Consider the following 17,636-nt stretch of genomic DNA (forward strand, 5'->3'; position numbering starts at 1 on the left):
CTCTACTTTTTTATCAACGTTGGCGATCGCCGCAAAAGTTTCTTGAATTACGCAGGTTACAATTCAGCAATAACCTTTAATGCGATCGCATCTGTAAAATTTCCAATAATTTTCCTTTTTCGTGAATATTAGGACTTACTAAAATAAAGTCGTTTTTTGCCACTGTTTCGCATATTCTTCGATTAGCCCAGCACGATCAAGACCATTAATTATTTTACGGGCATGGTGAAAATCAACGTGGCTTCCCGAAATATAGTCGCTAAGCTTTTTGCCAGTGAAAGTTCCATTTTTCATGCCGTGGACAATGATGAACAGAGAAATATCTGGTTCCATGACCTGGTCTGGGTGTTTGACAAAGTCCTGATTGAGGAGGTTGCTATATTTCTGATAGTTATATTTCCACGTAAGTTGAACATACCCACGCCCATAATAAGGAGCATAGCGTCGATTCTTTCCGCCATACTCTGCTATGGGTCGGTAAGTACCTGCCGTTTCATGTTGAATGGTTGCCATAATGTAGCAAATTTGGTTGCGATCGGTTATGCCTTGATTATGTGCTTCCTTGGCAATTGCCTGAGCAAGTTGCTCTTTACTTCCTCCATTCCACCAGTGGGGTATACTAAAGCGACCAACATTGCCGATGTCCTTCGTTTCCATTAGAGCTTCTGCAAAAGAAGGTCCAAATAATCCTGTCTCGATGTTGTTCAGATGAACCGCTTTACAAAATTGCTCGATACCTTCTTCCGTTTTGGGACCCCAGAAACCGTCTGGATCGTTTGATCCGTAAGTATAGAGATTTAGATCGTGCAAACGAGTTTGTATCTGTTGCAGAAGATCGACATCTTTTTTGAGATCGTCTAGGGAAATAATCAATTTCTCATCGTAGATTTCTTTTAGAGTAGTCACGGTATTTATCTCCTAAATTAAATTAGCTAATGTTTATCTATAAACGGACGTAGTGGCATGAAGTAATTAGGCGACCGGGTTTACGCATTGCAACTTCTGTTCCATTAGCACTACCGTCATAATTTGAATTGCCTTCGACCGTAGAAAAATGGTTATTGGTGACGGGACCGTTGACAAAACCTGTATGATAGTGACCTTGTGGAGTGCCGATGCACAGAAAGATATCTCCGATCTCCGGTTTGGACACAAGACGACCATGTTCTTTTGCCCAGTTATAGAGGGTGGGACAGAAGGCAGTTTTCGTTAGGGGGTTGGGTTTGCCTAATTTCTTGGCTGCTTCATCTACGCAGTAGTAAACAAAAGCCATACACCAAGGGTTCGGGGAAGGGACTCCAGCACGTTTGAGGTACTCATCTACTTCTGGACCTTTGTTGCTCCCTAATGGTCTTTCTTTGACACCAACTCGCCGTTGTGCCTCCATAAGAGATGCTACCCCTAAATCTTGAGAAGGTTGAGTAGCAAAGAGTGCAGCCCATGTTATGGGTCCGACTTCTCCGTCAACTTCGAGCCCGAATGCCTTCTGAAAGGCTGAGACACAAGATTCAGTGGTAGGTCCAAAAACTCCAGTTTGTTGAACTCCTAACCGTTCTTGAATTTCTTTAACGGCTTCGCCTGTACTGCCACGTTTAATAATTGTTTCGGGGTAATCCATGGTATTGACTTTCCTTAAATAAATTAAAACAATCTATTGAGTTTTCTTTGCAAATACTCAATCTATTTTTTCGTCTCCACTATAACTAACATCTACGTAAAAATACTTAAATAATTTATTTTTCTTAATAGTTTTTCATTAAACTATACGTGTTTTTACTTATTTGAGAGATAAAGATCTGCTTCTCTTTTTCCCCATCTCTTTTACCGTAAATATATAAGGAATCTAGGCTTATCATGGCAATGATATGTAATAATGCAGAAATATTGCTATCAGAGAATTGTTTAGTTAATGACAGATAATTATAAACATCTTAAAAATGAAGCCCATGTTGTTCATATTATTGATCAGGATGTTCATAGATTTTATGTTGATGAATCTATGTTTAAATTAGGTCATTTAATAGAAGGAATTAAGTGTAAACTAATCGATCTTTCTCGCAAGGATTTACACACTGAAAATGAAAAAATAAATCGAAAAAAATGGCTACATGACGGGGTAGAAGTAGAAGTATTAAAAGTTGGTGCTTTAGATTGGCAAAAAGGTAAATTAAAATTAAAAGTTACCGTTGAATTTTGCCCCGATGAACCAGAATTAAATTTAGATGAATTTAGAGAAAATTAAGAATAAAAATGAGTAAAACTCCTCGTATTCCCATTCCCTTAGAAGTAAGAAAATATATCTATAATCGAGACAATTATCAATGTCAGAGCTGTAGAAAAACTATTCAAGAAACAACTTTAAATATTGATCATATTATTCCTTTAGCAAAAGGTGGAAGTAATGATATGAGTAATTTACAAACTCTTTGTGTTAAATGTAATCAGGCAAAAAAAGCTAATCTTGATAGTCGTTTTCGTCGTCATTTTAGTAATTAAGATTTGTTGAATGTCTTTATTCCGCTAGTTAATAGGTAATAATTTTTAAATAAAAAACTGGATTTTCAATTTCTTGTTTTGTTAATGTAATATTTCTAAATTTTTGTGTTCGTTTGTCCTAAATTTATTATTTTTGCACTGATTTTAACATCATAATAACAGAACATGGTTTTGAATCTTGCAGTTGAAATACATTACCATTATCTTCAAAATAATTCCATCGCCAAGGTGCTTTTTTTGCTGATGACATCCATAGTAATTTTTTTGCTCTAGTCATTGCTACGTATAATAAACGATATTCTTCTCCCTGTTTTAGTTGATGACTTTCATGGGATGCTAAAGAAATACTCGTCAAAGGCGAATTTTTATGACCAGAATTTTTTTGATGAGTAAGCGATCGCAAAATGGTTCTGGTAATATCTGGTAAATTATAGTTACCTAAGAATTTAGCACTTTTTGGTACGTATGGATCAGCACTGCCCGGAATAACATTTTCATGTAAGAATGGTAAAAATACATAATCCCATTGTAAACCCTTAGCTTTGTGCATAGTCATAATAGTAACTTGTCCTTTTTCTGTATAAATGTTTTGATTATCTGTTTCTACCCCTTCAAATTTTTCTGAATTAATAATTTCTTGTAAAGTTGAAATCATGGTTTTTAATGAGCTATTACCAATAATTTGTTTATGAATTTTATCACTTAATTTTTGAGCAGTAGCTAATTCTGATGCTTGATATTCTAATAGTGAAGAAATGAAGGGAATTAATCGATAATGGGGTAATTCTAAGCGAGATTTTAGTAATTTTAAACAATAGTTTCTTGCTTTTTTTGTCTGTTTAGACTGTGGTGGTTCAATAGCACTAGGATATAAAAATTTTTCAGGATAAATACTTAAAGCATTTAAGTCTTGAGCTTCAATTAATATTTTATTTTGGAGAGTTTCTAAGGCATTTTTGAGGTATTCACGAGAATGAGGACAATCTATAAACTGTAGAATAGATAATATTTGTCGAGGAATATGAGCATAATTATTAATATCATTGATGAGTTGTATTTTAATATTATAATTATTTTTTAAAAATTCTAAGTGTTTATATAAAAAAGAACCTTGACGATTTTCTCTTACTAAAATTGCTAAATTATAAGTCTCTTTTGCTTTTTGATTATTAAATAATTGAATGATTCTTTTACTGATTAATTCAACGGTTTGATATATATTTTCTGGCTCATAGATTTCAACTCCTTTGCCTTCGGCTTGTGGATTAGCATCAAGTTGTTTATCTTCTCTATCAACTATGTTTATTTCTTGTTCTCGAAAAGGTAAAATAGAATCTAATTTATTGAAAGATTTATCTTCAAATTTTTCCCTAATTTGTTGATTAATCCACTTTAAAGTCGTGTTTGCTGTGTCTATAATGATTTTACTACTTCTCCCTGCCTGATTCATAGCAAAAAATTGCCCTATTTCTTGACATTGATCGCAAAAAAGTTTAAAGTAAAGGGGATCAGAAGCTGTAAATGTTGAGTTAATGGCTTGATTAGGATCGCCCACTCGAATAAAATTTACCTCGCTATTATCAGAATCAGTAGCCAAAATTTCCAGTAGTTTTCCTTGTAATGGGCTAGAATCTTGAGCTTCGTCTTCAAATACTCCAAAAATTTCTTCTTGCCATATTTTTCTCGCATTATCGTTTTCTAAAACTCTTAATGCTCCCAAAATTAAGTCATCATAATCAATTAAATTTTCTTTTTGCATCAATTCCTGATATTCGTGATATAGTCCTCGTGCGATCGCCATTAAAGGATAAGGATTAGTAGGATCATCTTGTAATGTATCGAGATCATATTCTGTTAAACCTGAACTTTTAATTTGACGAATAACATTATGGGCAAAATTAGGCAAAACTTCCGTTAATAATACGGAATCTCTTCTTAATCTTTCACTTTCTTCTGTTTCAGTATTTTTACCTTTCAATAGTAGATGATAATATTCTTCGTGATTTTTTGCCCATTCTGTAACCGTTGTGCGAATGATGCGATGGCTAGGAGTTGCATCAATTAATGTACTAATTTCGAGATGAAGTTGAGACAATAAAGGATGACGATTGGCAATATTAACCGCTAATCCATGAATTGTTTGTACAGTAAAACCAATGGGAGGTAAATTTAATTCTTCTAATATTTTTTTTATACTATTTTTAATACTAGCGGTGGCAGATCTCGTATAAGTAACAATAAGTAATTGTCGATTATTATTAAGATTATTTTTATTAATAGTAATAGCAGCAGCCACCGCTAAACTATGAGATTTTCCTGCCCCTGGTACTGCTGAAACTGCCATTTTACCGCCTTCCCATTTTGCCAATTCTTGTTGTCCAGTTCTTAAATTATTAATTAATTTTTCCATTTTAATTTCTGATAATTTTTAAGTTAATTATGATGCTTAAATATCTATATTAATAATGATAATTTACTCTGCTAAATATTCCTTAAAATTATCAACATTAAATGTTAAAATGTGGGTGGTTTTCTTAATTTTTATTATTTTGTACTAATTACATTCTAACATCATGGAATCATTCACCCTTAGTTTTATGAGCAAAGAAACCTTATTTGCCGTTTCTCTGTTTCCCTATCTCGGATTCTTATGGTTTTTAGGGCGATCTCAAAAAGTGCCTAAAATGGCTTTAATGGGTTTTTATTTATTATTATTATTCGTTGCAATTACAATACCTGCGGGGATTTATGCAGAAACTCACTATCAAACTTCATTAGCGAATGTAGATTGGTTACATGGAGGTGCAGAATTTTTCTTAACTTTATCTAATATTTTTGTAGTGTTGGGGTTTCGTAGAGTTGTTATTGAAAAAGAAAAAGAAAAAAAAGAGGGGGTTACTGAATCTAACATCTGAAGTAGAAAGATATAGTATTTCTATCTGAGCTATAAGATTTCGCTGAGGATAGAGACTATAAAGTGAAGGTGTAGGGTGTCGTTTCTATAAAAAAAATGCAATTCTTTCCTGTTATTGAAAGGTTAAAAGAATCACATTTTTTACAAATAAAATAGATGAAAAATCAAGCCTTTTGTTTCCGTTTTTTCTTCATCAAAGTTCCCATAATACCAGCACTTACAGTGCCTAAAATCGTTAAAGGTTCAGGGACATCAGTCGGATCAGGTATATCTGAACCTAAAGTAATGTTATCGAAAGCTATTTGATTGACAGTACCACCAAAATCAACAGATTTAGCAGTTCCATTAAAAGCTACACCAAGAGGAAGCAATGGACTAAATTGTCCTGTAGGATCTGGAGCTCCATCAAAAGGAGTCAGTGGTAAGTTTAAAGTCGCAAGTAAATTGCCTGTTCCATTTAAATCGTCATAAACATTAATAAATCCAGGGTTATTAATTGCCGAATAATAGAAGGAAAAACCCGTAGTAAAACCGTTAGCGACGTTCATAATGGCAGCAGGACCGTCTAGGAAAAACAGGACAGTATCAGGACTAGGTTCACCCCCGAAATTTCCACTACCTCCAGCATCCCCATCTATAATAGCTAAAGAATTTGATGAAAAAGTAATATCATAATCTGGACCAGGACCACTACCGTTACCGCCGAAACCACCATCATAGAAATTATTAACAGATTCTAAATCCTGTAATCCCTCAAAGGTTAATACAATTGCTTGAGCTGTTCCTGTTGTTGCCATAGTAAAGATTGTTGCACCGGTAATAAAAAAAACTGATTGACTAAGTATTTTTACTAGATTCATTGTGATTTTCTCTCAATAAAATATTATTCACTTAAGTATATATCAGTTTTTTTAATATTGACAACTTATTTTGATGATATCTAAGTAAATATATTTGCGTATATTTACTATTTATTTTCTTTGCAAGACCTAAATACTTAAGTGTATTCTTGGAATCGAGACAATTATTCTAGTCTTCGTCATCATGTCGATATTAGAACTTTTGTTTTAATTCTTCTTTTTAAACTTTGGCACAATAGCAAAAATGGACTTATGCCAATGGTTATAACGATCAAAAGCGATCGCAAAAAGTGCCTCAAATGGCTTTAATAGGTTTTTATTTATTATTATTCTTCGTTGCAATTACAATACCTGCGGGGATTTATGCAAAAACTCACTATCAAACTTCATTAGCGAATGTAGATTGGTTACATGGAGGTGCAGAATTTTTCTTAACTTTATCTAATATTTTTGTAGTGTTGGGATTTCGTAGAGTATTTATCGAAAAAGAAAATCAAAAAAAAGTTGACAATTAGTTTATTCAAAACTTTTTTACAAAAGCTATAGCAATCCCACTGTAAAAGTTATGAAATATTTAGAGGTTTAGCTACCAGTGGTCAGCCTTGAAGTATAGTAAAATTTACAGATTTATTTTTTAATTTTTAATTATTGACAGATAACTTAGGATTGCTATATTTACAAAAATTTTTCCCGTCCTCCTTAAACATTTGACAATTAAGCATTTATAATTGAGCTTACCAGGAGAATAGAGGCAAACTAGTGAAAAGCTCATAAGATTGATTATCAATGATAATCGACATACCTAACCAAATTAAGACAAAGGGAAAAAAGCGTTTAAGATAACGGGAGATAATAATTGCAAGATGGGGTTGACGGGTAAGGTTGTAAGAAAGAAAACACCATATTCCGATAATAGTATAAAGTACTGCTAAAATGATTCCTAAGCTGGGAAGACTGGCACTAGCAAATAAAGGGATATAGATGGCAATATTGTTACCACCATTAGCAACAGTGACGGCAGAAACCTTATAAGTTTGAGGATCTCGAATAGTTGCAATTAAACTTCTTTTAGGTGTCGGACGAGTATAATTGTAAAAATTAGTATTAACATCTTGGATTTCGTCTTCTTGTCTATTTAAAAGATTAGCGATACCAATACTTATCGGTAAAAAGCCCAATAATCCAATCCAGAGATGAGAAATAACTAAACCACCTAAAAATCCAACTAAACTGATTAAAACTAACAAAGTAAACCCCAAATATTCGCCAATTACAATATGTCTAGGGCGAAAAGTACGATTAATTTTTCCAAAAAATATAGTTAAATAAATGTTGTCATCAAAAGTTGTAGCAAAGGCGACGGCAACGCTAGTTATTAAAGTACTAATAAGCCAAGTATTCATATATATCTTTCGAGTTTATTGATTAAATAACAATAAGAATTAGATCTTTTTGAGAACTTAACTAAACTGTATGCAAGATGAATGATAAGAGCAAATATTGTTTCTTCTTGAATTAATAAATAAAATTGATAATAAAAAACTGCACAAAATCTCCTTACAATCTTTACTGAAGTTATAACTATGAGGATTAGTTATGAATCAAGTTTTCATTGCTATTATTACGGGGATTACTGCCTTTATTGCTACAAACATTGATGATTTAGTTATTTTATTGATTTTATTTGCTCAAGTTAAAGAAGAAAAAATCACAAAAATTCATGTAATAAGTGGTTCTTATTGGGGATTTATTGTTATTATTTTATTAAGTTTAATAGGTTTTTTTGGAGGTTTAATTATCTCTCCATCATGGATTGGATTATTAGGAATTTTACCTATTATTATTGGTATTAAACAACTTATTCAGCCTGATAATGAAACAGAAGAAGTACAATTAGTAACAAGTGAGTATGTTAATTTAAGTAATCGTCATCCTTTTCTAAGCTTTGTCTCTCAAATCCTTCATCCTCAAACCTATAAAGTAGCAGTAATTACTTTTGCAAATGGAGGAGATAATATCGGTGTTTATGTACCCTTATTTGCCACTAATAATCTGATGAATTTAATGATTATTTTATTAGTGTTTTTTGTTCTTAAAGCAATATCCTGTTATTTAGCTTATCGATTAATTAAAAATCCTAAAATTGCTGATATTATTACTAAATATGGTAACAATATTGTTCCTTATATTTTGATTGGATTAGGTTTTTTTATTTTTTGGAAAAATGGAACTTTTAGCTTACTTTATAAAGGATAATATACAATAAAAGTTAAAGCTATTACTAAGATATTAGATACTAAAATATTTTGTCACAGGATGATGATTGACAATTATATTCATATTAATTTAATAATATTTTTACCTTCATAATATTTGATATTCTTCTATTCTATCAATTAAAATAAATTATTAATTTCTATTTGATGATCAATCTTATTTTGTTCATACTAATTTATAATTTTAGCATCAAGAAAAAGATTCAAAGATTGTTTTTTTTAGGAGCAAATTAAGGATTTTTAATTCTGCCAGAAAGATTACTCATTCCTAATGAGATAAATCTATCTTTTTGTTTTGTACTAAAATATGAAAAACTACTTAAACTCTACACTTGATTGTCTATGTTTTTAGAGTCAACGTCACTACTTTTAACAACCGCTTGTCAACAACCAACTCCTTATCAATGGATGGCTATAGTAGCACTAATTACAGGTTCAGGTGTTTTAATTGTTGTGAGTGCGACATCCTTAGTTGCTTTAGCTAGTACTTTTGCAACTATTGCTGTACCTATGATTATCGCAGGGGCTACTATATCTGAAGTTATAACAGTTATTACAACAGGAGATTTTTTTGCTCTTGCTGGAGGTATAGAAGCTTTGACAGGGGTAATAGTATCGATTATGGGAATATTGAATTGTCAATAAATTTCCTTTATAGTTATATTTGAAGTGTTCGGATCCAGAACCACTATGTATTTGTTGATTTTTACCGTAGTTGATTCAATAATAGCACCAATATCGCCAAACAAAAGATTTTCTACTACAGCACAACCCCAGTCGATTTTTTTATTAACATTAATACTTGAAGTAGTTTTATTATAGGTGTTTAAGCTGTAAGAAGCATGAATTAATACAGCTAAATAGTGCGATTACGACGTATCACTTTGCGATCGCATCTTCTATAAAGCGAGTAATAAAAAATAAAAATATATATACACCAATTTGCCCATTATCTATGCTCATGAGTTAATTTTATTATGTAGAACTTAAGTATGATTCTATCCAAGAGATAGTAGCAGAAGATGATAAAGGTTTTGCGAAAAGATAACCTTGACCATATTCACAATATAAGTCTTTAAGTAATGTTATTTGTGGTAAGTTTTCTATACCTTCGGCAACGACATCTAATTGTAAGTTTTTTGCCAGTAATATAATAGTACGTACAATTTCTAAACCACTTTGATCTGTATCAATTCTATTTACAAAAGAACGATCAATCTTGAGAGTATTAAAAGGAAAATGATATAAATAACTTAGAGAAGAATAACCTGTTCCAAAATCATCTAGTGCAAAAGTAATACCTAATTCTTTTAACCTAGAGAAAATAATTGTTATGGCTTCTGGATTTTCAACTAAAATCCCCTCAGTCATTTCCAGTTTTAAGCAATTAGCTTTTAAACCTGATTCGTGTAATGTTTGAAGAATTTCTTGATCAAGATGAGGTTTAAGAAATTGTTTTCCCGATAAATTAACACTCACTGTCCAATTTTCAGCATCAGGATATATTTTCTGCCAAGCTTTTAATTGATTACAGGCTTTTTGTAACACAAAGTGATCAATTTCGAGAATTAAGTCTGTTTGTTCTGCAATGTTAATAAAATGAGCGGCGGATAATAATCCTTTTTGGGGATGTCGCCAACACACTAAAGCCTCAAAACCTGCTATTTTTTTGTCACTTAGAGAAATAATTGGTTGATAAGAAACATCGAACTCATTGTCTTCTAAAGCTCTTCTGAGTTCATTTTCTAAGATTAAAAGATTGATAACTTCTTGACGCATGGAATTATCAAATACTGCATAATGTCCTTGACCTTGTTCTTTGGCTCGATACATAGCTATATCAGCATATTGAATTATATCTTCGATGGTTTCATAATCAATAGAACTAAATACAATGCCAATACTAGCATTTGTAAATATTTTATTATCTTTGATTTGACAAGATATACTTAATTCTTTTTGAACTCGTTGTGCAAATTTACAAACTTCGTGAATATTAGCAACATTTTCTAGTAAGATAGCAAATTCATCTCCACCTAAACGAGCGATAGTATCCATCGGCCGTGCTAATTTTAATAGTCGATTACCTACAATAATTAAAATTTCATCTCCTGCCCAATGTCCTAAACTATCATTAATGATTTTAAAACGATCTAAATCTAAAAATAAAACTGCAAATAAATATTCATGATTACGTTTAGTTCGTTCAATGGCATCTGTCAATCTTTCTAAAAACCATGATCGATTTGGTAAATTGGTTAAAGAATCGTAAAAGGCTTGATGACGTAATTGTTGTTGAGCTAATTTTTGTTCTGTATTATCCCGAAAAACTAATACTGTGCCTGTTAATTCTTTTAGTGAATTTTTAACAAAACGAATTCCCCTTGTGTTGGCGATGGGTGATAAACTATCACTAATAGAAACTAATGCACCAGTTTTAGTAATTAGAGAAGTTAATTCTGGTAGCTTCGTAAATTCACCAGACTTAATAACTTCTATTAAAAAATTATTAAGACTATCTTGAGTTGTTTCATGAATGAGATTAAATACTGAAGTAATAGGTTGGTTTATTGCTTCTGTTAATGACCAACCTGTTATTTTCTCGGCGGAAGGATTTAAAAAAGTAACATTTCCGTTCATATCAGTAACAATTACTCCATCACCAATACTATTAAGAATTATGGATAACCATTGAGCGTTTTCTTTGATTTTTAGGTCAAATTTATGTTTATAAAGGGAAATTTCAATAAGAATACGTAATTCTTGCTCATTAAAAGGTTTAATAATATAACCAAAAGGTTGGGTAATCTTAGCACGACTTAAAGTCTCTTCATCACCATGAGCGGTTAAATAAATAATAGGAATATCAAACTGCTCTGTAATTTTTTCTGCTGTTTCAATACCGTCCATGTCACCGATGAGTCGAATATCCATTAAAATCAAATCTGGATGAATTTCTGCGACTTTTTTAATAGCTAATTCACCTGAATCAACAAAAAGAGGAACATAGTATCCCATCTCTTGTAAAAGAGCTTGTAAATCTTGGGCTACAATACTTTCATCCTCAACAATTAAGATTTTAGTGGGTATTTTGGTGATCATTAATTTAACCAATTTAGATTTTATTTATATTGCCCATTGCCTATTACCTATTATTTAGTATTCACGACTTTAATACGAGTAAAAACTAAAGTTATTTTAGTTCCTTGATCATATTCTATGGTAATATTTCCTCTTAACTGATTGGTCAAATTTTTAACTAATCTTAATCCTAAAGTTGGTATTTCTTCCCAATCGAAACCTGCTGGTAAACCTTGACCATTATCAGCAATTATTAATACTAAATTTTGATCATTATCAGACTCTGCTTTGATGGATAAAATGCCTTTTTTATTTTTATTAAAAGCGTATTTAAGAGCATTTGAAACTAATTCATTAATAATTAAACCACAAGGTACTGCGGTATCAATATCTAAAAACAAATTTTTTTGTATATCTATAATAATATTAACATCTAAATTATTCATTTTATAAGACATAGATAAAATATTAATTAATTCCTTAATATATTGAGATAAATCTATTTTAGAAAAATCATCAGAGCGGTAAAGATGCTCATGAATTAGAGCCATGGACTGAACTCTGTTTTTACTTTCTTTAAATTTTTCAGCAATTAAGGGATCTTTGATAGAACGGGATTGAAGATTGAGTAAACTATAAATTACTTGTAAATTATTTTTAACACGATGATGAATTTCTTTTAATAAAATTTCTTTTTCTTCTAATAAAATATTAGTTTTAAGAATAAGATTTGTTTGTTTTTCTTCTTTCTCTTTATAAAAAGATATATCTGTAACGATAATGCTATTAATTAAAAGTTGATCTATCTGAAGTTTTTTAATAGACAATTTAACAGGTATTTCAGTTTTTTCTGTTGGGGTTATAAGAGATAATTCTTGAGTTACAGTTTCCTCTTTCTTAATATTCTCTAAAAGTAAGATAAAAGTTTCTCTTTCCTTCGGAGAAATAAAAGTTTGTAAATTAGAGCCGATGAGATTTTTTAAAGGATAATTTAATAATTGTGAAAATTGTTGATTACAATATAAAATAAAGCCTTCAGAAGAGATAGTAACTGCACCTTCTCCCATTTGTTCGACTAAATTTTGATAAACATGATCAGCGCCTCGAAGGGTAAAAACTTGACTTCCTACATTTGTGCTAACAACCAACGCATCCACTTCTCCTGAGTGAATTGCCTCTAAAGTTTGTTCTGCTGTGTGAAGACGTGCCTTTATTTCCTCTAATTGCAGACGAAGTGCGGCTATTTCTTCCGATGGATTTTCAAACAAATTCCGTAAACTCGTCATTGTTTCTTCCTCCTGTAGTCTTTTTCGGTATAATATCAAGACCGACCAACACTTTCTCTGTATTAGATAAATTACCAATAAGTCTTTGTATAGGTGGAGGTAATTCTTTTATTAAGGTAGGCACAGCTACAATATTTTGAGAAGAAGTTAATTCCATATCTTGATAAATATCTATTACTTCTAACTCGTAACGTCCTTTAAGATGTTCTTCACAAATTTGCTTGAGATTTTGCAAAGCCTTAACCGATTGATATGTCGTACCCGCAATGTATAGTCTTAATACATAATGCTGTTCTGAAGATTGACTCAAGGCTTCTTCAAAAACTTCTCTGATGGTAGGATCAAATTCTTCTGGGTTTATCATTTTTTAGTCCTCATATTTATTTCAATATCCTTAATCTGAAATTAATTATGTTAATAATTTCCTTTGCCCATTGCCCCTTGCCCTTTGCCCATTGCCCTTCATTATTTGCCTTATCCTTCATCCCTAAGAGAAATAACATCGAGTCCAACTAATACTTTTTCGGTGTTTGATAAATCACCAATAATTTTTTTAATAGGTTCAGGTAATTTTCTGATCAAAGTAGGTAAAGCCAGGATTTGATCCTGTTGTGCTAAATGAGGATTTTTGATTAGATCGACAATTTCAATACTATATTGACCATGAAGATACTCCTCGCAAAGATTTTTTAAATTAGAAAAAGCCATCAAAGATTTCGGAGTTTGTCCTGCTACATATAACCGCAATTGCCACTTTGGTAAATTCTTTGTTTTCAGTGATTCTGATGAATTATCTATCATAATTTTAAATCTCCTTTTAACTAATGTTATGTTACGCAAAAATAGAATTAATTTTTGATTGGAGGTGTCAGGTTTCAGGTGTCGGGTTTCAGGTTTAAAAATAAAAAAAATTCACTATTTTTTCTTTTGACTTAGTTTTTCTATTAAACTATGTAACATTCTGCCAATTTCTTCACATTTGTTTAATAGGATTTTTAATTCTTCCTGTTTAATATATTCTAATCGTTCAACAATCAATAAATGAGTTTCTAGTTCTTTGAGTGAACCATTAGCAATTGAAAGATGACGAATATAATCACCTAAATAATTTCTTCCTTTTCCTTCTGCAATATTTGCTGGAATTGAAACAGCCGCTCTTTGTATTTGACTACTTAACCCATAAATTTCAGTTTTGGGAAATTGAGAAGTTAATTGATAACATCTCACTACCAAATCCATTGATTTTTGCCAAACCGTTAAATCTCGATAACTTTTTACTTCAATCATTTTCATTAAACCTAAAACCTAATGCCTGATACCTGACACCTATTAAAACTTAACATATAAATAAGTGCGCAACCTCAGCTATTTAATATGACGTAAACTACTCATCACCGAGCGATTTTCTAAAAACATTTTTTGATGTTCTTCTTCTTGTTGCATCATTAAAGCTAATTCTTCATCATGATTATTTAACTGTATTTGTAAATCCTGAATTTGAGCTTGTAAAAGTATTTTTTGCCGTGCAAATTCTCGTTTTTGACGTTCAAGATTTTCTCGACGTTTTATTTGCTCAGATTGTTCTTGTAATTGTTGATTAATACGTTCTGTCCCCGTTAATACTTTACCTTCACCTAAATAAACATCTACTAAATTGATTCCCTTATCTGTAATAATAAATTCTCGCATCTGATTAGAATGACTCATGCCACGAGATTTAAGCACATAAAGAAGACGATTGCGTTCACCATTAACTTTCACGGTTTGTAATTCCAACCAAGTATCCATCAAAGATGAAACCCCTATGTCTGTTTTCTCCCCTTCTATATCTCCCTCAGTTAAATTTGTTAATAAACCAGTAATTTGGTTCGATTTTAAATAGTCAATTAAGCGCATAAAGAAACTTTTAGTTTGCATCAGGCTTCCACTTAAAATGAGATTACTCATAGGATCGATAATGATGGCACTAGGCTTAAATTGTTGAACCTGATGATGAATCTTCAATAAACGCATTTCTAAACTATAAGTTGTAGGACGTACTGAATCAATTTTCAATAAACCTTCCTCCACATACTCATTCAAATCGACACCGATAGAAATTAAATTCCGTAGAATTTGTTTAGGTGACTCTTCTGTAGCTAAATATAAACATCGTTCTCCTTTCTTACAAGTTGCCTGAGCAAAATAAGCGGCAAGAGTACTTTTTCCTGTTCCTGCTTTTCCCGTAACAAGAATACTACTACCACGATAATAACCTTGTCCGCCAAACATTTCATCTAATGCAGTAATACCGGTAGAAATACGTTCAGCAGAAACCTCATGATCTAAAGTTAAAGAAGTAATGGGTAAAACAGAAATGCCACTTTCTTCAATTAAAAAAGGATACTGATTTGCACTGTGACTTGAGCCTCGATATTTGATTATTTGTAAAGTTCGATTAGCTATATCCCCTTCCATTTTATGCCCTAATCTGATCACACAATCAGAAACATATTCTTCTAAACCTTGACGAGTTAAACTATTATCTCCTTGCTCTGCCGTAATTATAGTCGTGACACCTTGATTTTTTAACCAACGAAATAAACGACGTAATTCTGCACGAATAATATTAGCATGACTTAAACCTGCGAATAATACTTCCGTTGTATCTAAAACTACTCGTTTAGCCCCAATTTTTTGAATAGCATAACCTAAGCGAATAAATAAACCCTCAAGATCATATTCTCCAGCTTCTTCAATTTCGTTAGCTTCAATGTAAACATGATCAATTAATAACTTTCCTTTCTTGTGTAACCTATCCAAATCCCACCCTAAAGAAGTCACATTTGTGGTTATTTCCGCCGCCGTTTCTTCAAAAGTCATTAACACTCCCGGCTCATCATAAATAATAGCACCATGTACTAAAAATTCAACACCTAAAAGAGTTTTACCACATCCCGCTCCACCACAAATTAAAGTTGGTCTTCCTAAGGGTAATCCACCATTGGTAATTTCATCAAGTCCTCGAATACCTGTTGGGCATTTCGATAATGGTAGATGTTTCTCGTCTTCCATAAAATTACCCTCACAATTTATATTATTGATAACTCTTAATTATAATTATACTCTTGTAAAAGTTTGCCCCATTTCTTCTTATTAATTATTTACTTTCAACTATAAAGTTAATTCTGATTCGCATTCTTTATTGTTATCAATTCAATCAATTTTATTGTTACAGTAAAACGCATTTAACTTGCATCTGTGAAAATTAGTAAAAAATTTTTAAAACTTTTATTCATTGCTCATTACTTATCTTCATCCATCAGTTTAAATGTGTCTGAGCTTATTTTAGTCTCTCACCATACCATTTCCTAAGAATTTGATTAAGATGGAAAAATAGCTAATCTTATTTAACCATTATGCCTTACGAACAATTAAACCTTTCCACTCCTAAGCCTGTGTTATCTTGGGCAAATCATGACTTAGGTTTTGAAGAAACTAACATGGCAAAAAATGTTGCTTCCTTACCTTTTGTCTATAAACACGTTGCCCTTATGCCTGACGTACATTTAGGAAAAGGAGCGTTAGTAGGTTCGGTTATTGCGACAAAAGATGCAATAATCCCCGCAGCTGTCGGGGTTGACGTGGGCTGTGGTATGTATGCATTGCAGACAAGCTTTAATGCTTCCGAATTAGAAGGAAAGTTGAAAAAAATTCGCTTAGACATTGAAGCAAATATCCCTGTTGGTTTTAACGAAAATAAAGACGTAGAAAGAAAAGTAACTAACTGGCAAGGTTGGCAAGGTTTCAAAGATTTACATTCGGGAGTTCAAAGGCTAGAAGGTAAAGCCATAAAACAACTGGGCTCATTGGGCGGTGGAAATCACTTCATTGAATTATGTTTAGATACTGAAGATCAAGTGTGGTTAATGTTACATTCAGGCTCTCGCCATATCGGTAATCAATTAGCGGATTGTCACATCAAAACAGGGAAACAATTAGCGAAATTAGCCAATTTAAGGCTTCCTGATCCTGATTTAGCTTATTTTATTGCTGGTACCCCTGAATTTGATGCTTATTGGCGAGATTTACAATGGGCGCAAGGTTATGCACGTTTTAACCGTGACGTGATGATGAGTCGTTTTAAAGCCATTGTGGAGAAACATTTAAACGGTGGTAAAGCCACTAAACCATTATTAATCGTCAATTGTCACCATAACTACGCTGAAAAAGAAACTCACTTCGGCGAGGATGTCTATGTCACTCGTAAAGGGGCAGTAAGAGCTACGGAAAATGATTATGGTATCATACCCGGTTCAATGGGGGCAAAATCTTTTATTGTTAAAGGTAAAGGTAATCATGATAGTTTTTGCTCCTGTAGTCATGGTGCTGGACGTAAAATGTCTCGGAGTCAAGCTAAGAAGCGTTTTGATGTTCATGATTTAGTCATGCAAACCGAAGGTATTGAGTGTCGGAAAGATTCAGGAATTATTGATGAAATTCCTAGTGCTTATAAATCCATTGAAGAAGTCATGAATCAACAAACGGATTTAGTAGAAGTTGTAGCAACTCTCAAGCAAGTTATTTGTGTGAAAGGATAATTTCTAACCTCAGTTTGACAGAAGAAAAGTCGTGAAAACGAGACAGATGAACGAGTGGACAGGTGGAAAAATTCCTAATATTTGTACACTTTAAAATAATTTTATTGATTTATATAGAATATAATCTCCCTGTCTTCCTGTCT

The 17,636-nt window shown here is 32.1% G+C and carries 17 protein-coding genes and 1 pseudogene; 7 read left to right on the forward strand and 11 right to left on the reverse strand.

Annotated features, from left to right (window positions below):
• Positions 1 to 138: 138 nt before the first annotated feature.
• Positions 139 to 906 carry a hypothetical protein gene (locus GM3708_RS13900; RefSeq protein ID WP_066348180.1) on the reverse strand — a complete coding sequence of 256 codons (768 nt, stop codon included), beginning with the start codon at positions 904 to 906 and terminating at the stop codon, positions 139 to 141.
• Between the two features lie 37 nt (positions 907 to 943).
• A complete protein-coding gene (locus tag GM3708_RS13905; protein WP_066348183.1) occupies positions 944 to 1,618 on the reverse strand; it encodes a peptidoglycan-binding protein in 675 nt (224 codons plus the stop codon).
• Between the two features lie 291 nt (positions 1,619 to 1,909).
• On the opposite strand from GM3708_RS13905, the gene GM3708_RS13910 reads away from it, so the two are divergent.
• The gene (locus tag GM3708_RS13910; protein ID WP_066348185.1) at positions 1,910 to 2,242 is read left to right on the forward strand and encodes a KGK domain-containing protein; all 333 of its coding nucleotides are present in this window, start codon (positions 1,910 to 1,912) and stop codon (positions 2,240 to 2,242) included.
• A gap of 8 nt (positions 2,243 to 2,250) precedes the next feature.
• Entirely contained in the window at positions 2,251 to 2,496 is a 246-nt protein-coding gene (locus GM3708_RS13915; RefSeq protein WP_066348190.1) for an HNH endonuclease, read from the forward strand.
• A gap of 127 nt (positions 2,497 to 2,623) precedes the next feature.
• On the opposite strand, the gene GM3708_RS13920 is transcribed toward GM3708_RS13915, so the two are convergent.
• Complete coding sequence (locus GM3708_RS13920) at positions 2,624 to 4,906, reverse strand: ATP-dependent helicase (protein ID WP_066348192.1); 2,283 nt, start codon at positions 4,904 to 4,906, stop codon at positions 2,624 to 2,626.
• Positions 4,907 to 5,093: 187 nt separating this feature from the next.
• Here GM3708_RS13920 and GM3708_RS13925 point away from each other — a divergent pair, with 187 nt between their 5' ends.
• Complete coding sequence (locus GM3708_RS13925) at positions 5,094 to 5,411, forward strand: DUF3593 domain-containing protein (protein WP_066349487.1); 318 nt, start codon at positions 5,094 to 5,096, stop codon at positions 5,409 to 5,411.
• 163 nt (positions 5,412 to 5,574) lie between these two features.
• Here GM3708_RS13925 and GM3708_RS13930 read toward each other — a convergent pair whose 3' ends face one another.
• Positions 5,575 to 6,270 carry a PEP-CTERM sorting domain-containing protein gene (locus GM3708_RS13930; RefSeq protein WP_066348195.1) on the reverse strand — a complete coding sequence of 232 codons (696 nt, stop codon included), beginning with the start codon at positions 6,268 to 6,270 and terminating at the stop codon, positions 5,575 to 5,577.
• Between the two features lie 278 nt (positions 6,271 to 6,548).
• On the opposite strand from GM3708_RS13930, the pseudogene GM3708_RS13935 reads away from it, so the two are divergent.
• Positions 6,549 to 6,785: pseudogene (locus tag GM3708_RS13935) on the forward strand (DUF3593 domain-containing protein); the annotation flags it as partial.
• Between the two features lie 219 nt (positions 6,786 to 7,004).
• Here GM3708_RS13935 and GM3708_RS13940 read toward each other — a convergent pair.
• Positions 7,005 to 7,673, reverse strand: coding sequence for a cadmium resistance transporter (locus GM3708_RS13940; RefSeq protein ID WP_066348198.1), 669 nt, complete (start codon positions 7,671 to 7,673; stop codon positions 7,005 to 7,007).
• A 193-nt stretch (positions 7,674 to 7,866) separates the two neighbouring features.
• Between GM3708_RS13940 and GM3708_RS13945 the strand changes: the two genes are divergently transcribed.
• Complete coding sequence (locus GM3708_RS13945) at positions 7,867 to 8,526, forward strand: cadmium resistance transporter (RefSeq protein ID WP_066348201.1); 660 nt, start codon at positions 7,867 to 7,869, stop codon at positions 8,524 to 8,526.
• Positions 8,527 to 8,888: 362 nt separating this feature from the next.
• Entirely contained in the window at positions 8,889 to 9,191 is a 303-nt protein-coding gene (locus GM3708_RS13950) for a hypothetical protein (RefSeq protein WP_066348202.1), read from the forward strand.
• A gap of 330 nt (positions 9,192 to 9,521) precedes the next feature.
• On the opposite strand, the gene GM3708_RS13955 is transcribed toward GM3708_RS13950, so the two are convergent.
• The 6 genes from GM3708_RS13955 to kaiC all read right to left on the reverse strand — a co-directional run bounded on the left by GM3708_RS13955 (position 9,522) and on the right by kaiC (position 15,967).
• Positions 9,522 to 11,648 (reverse strand): GGDEF domain-containing response regulator, encoded by a 2,127-nt coding sequence (locus GM3708_RS13955; protein ID WP_066348204.1) that lies wholly within the window; start codon positions 11,646 to 11,648, stop codon positions 9,522 to 9,524.
• 50 nt (positions 11,649 to 11,698) lie between these two features.
• Positions 11,699 to 12,913, reverse strand: coding sequence for a histidine kinase dimerization/phosphoacceptor domain -containing protein (locus tag GM3708_RS13960; RefSeq protein ID WP_082714130.1), 1,215 nt, complete (start codon positions 12,911 to 12,913; stop codon positions 11,699 to 11,701).
• A complete protein-coding gene (locus GM3708_RS13965; RefSeq protein WP_066348208.1) occupies positions 12,888 to 13,277 on the reverse strand; it encodes a circadian clock KaiB family protein in 390 nt (129 codons plus the stop codon). Before GM3708_RS13965 ends, GM3708_RS13960 begins: the two co-directional genes overlap by 26 nt.
• Before the next feature lie 110 nt (positions 13,278 to 13,387).
• Positions 13,388 to 13,714, reverse strand: coding sequence for a circadian clock KaiB family protein (locus GM3708_RS13970; RefSeq protein WP_066348209.1), 327 nt, complete (start codon positions 13,712 to 13,714; stop codon positions 13,388 to 13,390).
• A gap of 114 nt (positions 13,715 to 13,828) precedes the next feature.
• The gene (locus GM3708_RS13975; protein ID WP_066348212.1) at positions 13,829 to 14,206 is read right to left on the reverse strand and encodes a four helix bundle protein; all 378 of its coding nucleotides are present in this window, start codon (positions 14,204 to 14,206) and stop codon (positions 13,829 to 13,831) included.
• 72 nt (positions 14,207 to 14,278) lie between these two features.
• The gene (gene kaiC / locus GM3708_RS13980; RefSeq protein WP_066348214.1) at positions 14,279 to 15,967 is read right to left on the reverse strand and encodes a circadian clock protein KaiC; all 1,689 of its coding nucleotides are present in this window, start codon (positions 15,965 to 15,967) and stop codon (positions 14,279 to 14,281) included.
• Between the two features lie 344 nt (positions 15,968 to 16,311).
• Here kaiC and GM3708_RS13985 point away from each other — a divergent pair, with 344 nt between their 5' ends.
• Positions 16,312 to 17,493, forward strand: a complete 1,182-nt coding sequence (locus GM3708_RS13985) for an RtcB family protein (RefSeq protein WP_066348216.1) — start codon at positions 16,312 to 16,314, stop codon at positions 17,491 to 17,493.
• Positions 17,494 to 17,636 lie beyond the last annotated feature (143 nt).

The organism is Geminocystis sp. NIES-3708, assembly GCF_001548095.1.
In the GTDB taxonomy this organism is placed as follows: domain Bacteria; phylum Cyanobacteriota; class Cyanobacteriia; order Cyanobacteriales; family Cyanobacteriaceae; genus Geminocystis.